This window comes from Kocuria sp. CPCC 204721, from assembly GCF_040980945.1.
Lineage (GTDB): Bacteria > Actinomycetota > Actinomycetes > Actinomycetales > Micrococcaceae > Kocuria > Kocuria marina.
On record NZ_JAVKPO010000049.1, the window covers coordinates 1 to 1,324 of the forward strand.

Here is a 1,324-nt window from a genome sequence, read left to right on the forward strand (position 1 = left end):
TGCCTGCTGACGACGAACCATCTGACACCTCCCGATCGAGGTGTTGCGACGACCAGTTGAATCCGCCTTGACTCCCCCTATCCGAATGAACCACGCATCCGGTCACCGTCCCCCGGCGAGCCACCGCACTGCGCAGGGCCGTGACCGCCAAAGACGCCTTCATGCGGCTGTCGATGGAATAGCCGACGATCCGGTTGGAGTAGACGTCCTTGATCGCGCAGAGGTAGAGCTTGCCCTCATCGGTGCGATGCTCCGTCAGATCCGTGAGCCACAGCTCGTTCGGGGCGCCGGCGGTGAAGTCGCGCTCCACCAGGTCGTCGTGGACCGATGGACCGGGCCGGCGATTCAGGCCCCGCTTCTTGGAGTGGACGCTGAACAGGCGCTGGGCCGAGCACAGGCGCTGGACGCGGTTCTCCCCAGCCGTGATGCCGTGGTCGGGCAGCTCGTCGGCGATGAACCGGTAGCCGAACGCAGGATCCTCGGCGTGGATAGCGATGGCGGCGTCGATCAGGCGGGCGTCGTCCCAGTCCCGGGCGGTAACGGGCTTGGCCCGCCACTCATAAAAGGACTGCTTGGAGAAACCCAGCACCCGGCAGGTCACCGCGACGGGGATCCCGTCAGCGGCCAGGTCGAGGACCAGCGGGTACGTCATTTTGGGGGCAACTCGCGGGCAAAGAAGGCCGCTGCCCGGCGCAGGATCTCGTTCTCCTGCTCGAGCAACCGGTTACGCCGCTTCAGCACCCGCAACTCCTCCGACTCGGCCGTCGTCACGCCGGGACGGACGCCGTCGTCGACGTCAGCCTTGCGCAACCAGTTGTGCAAGGTGGCTTCTGAGATCCCGAAATCGCGGGCGATCTGCGACAGCGGCGCCTCGTGCTTACGGGCCACCGCCACCACGTCGCGGCGGAACTCCTCGGGGTAGGGCTTGGGCACTGTTTCATCCTCACTGTGAGGAGAGATCCTCACAAGTCAGGAGTCAGGTCAACCGGGGGCAGTCCCGCAGGTCCGAATGCCTTGGCAATACCGTGTTCCACGACGGCCGTATCGACCCTCGCGGACACCGAGTACGCCACCGTCGGCTAGGTCGACTGGTACAACCACCGCAAACTCCTGGGTAGCTTCGGCATGAGTAGCCCGTCAAGGACGCCTACGGCGCCGCCATAGGTTCCGCCGGCAACCATTCCTGAACTACATCGAAACGTCGGCACCGCGCTCGGGATACCCATCGTGCCCTCCAGGCAGCACCGTAGCCATGAGGTTGACCCCCTTCGGTGGACGTCCTTGATGGTCAGGCCTGGTGCCTGGCAGGGAGGATGTTCCTGTG

1 pseudogene is annotated in these 1,324 nt (G+C 65.1%); it reads right to left on the reverse strand.

Annotated elements, in window-relative coordinates:
* Positions 1 to 67 precede the first annotated feature (67 nt).
* Positions 68 to 933, reverse strand: a pseudogene (locus RF637_RS13780) (IS3 family transposase); the annotation flags it as partial.
* Positions 934 to 1,324 lie beyond the last annotated feature (391 nt).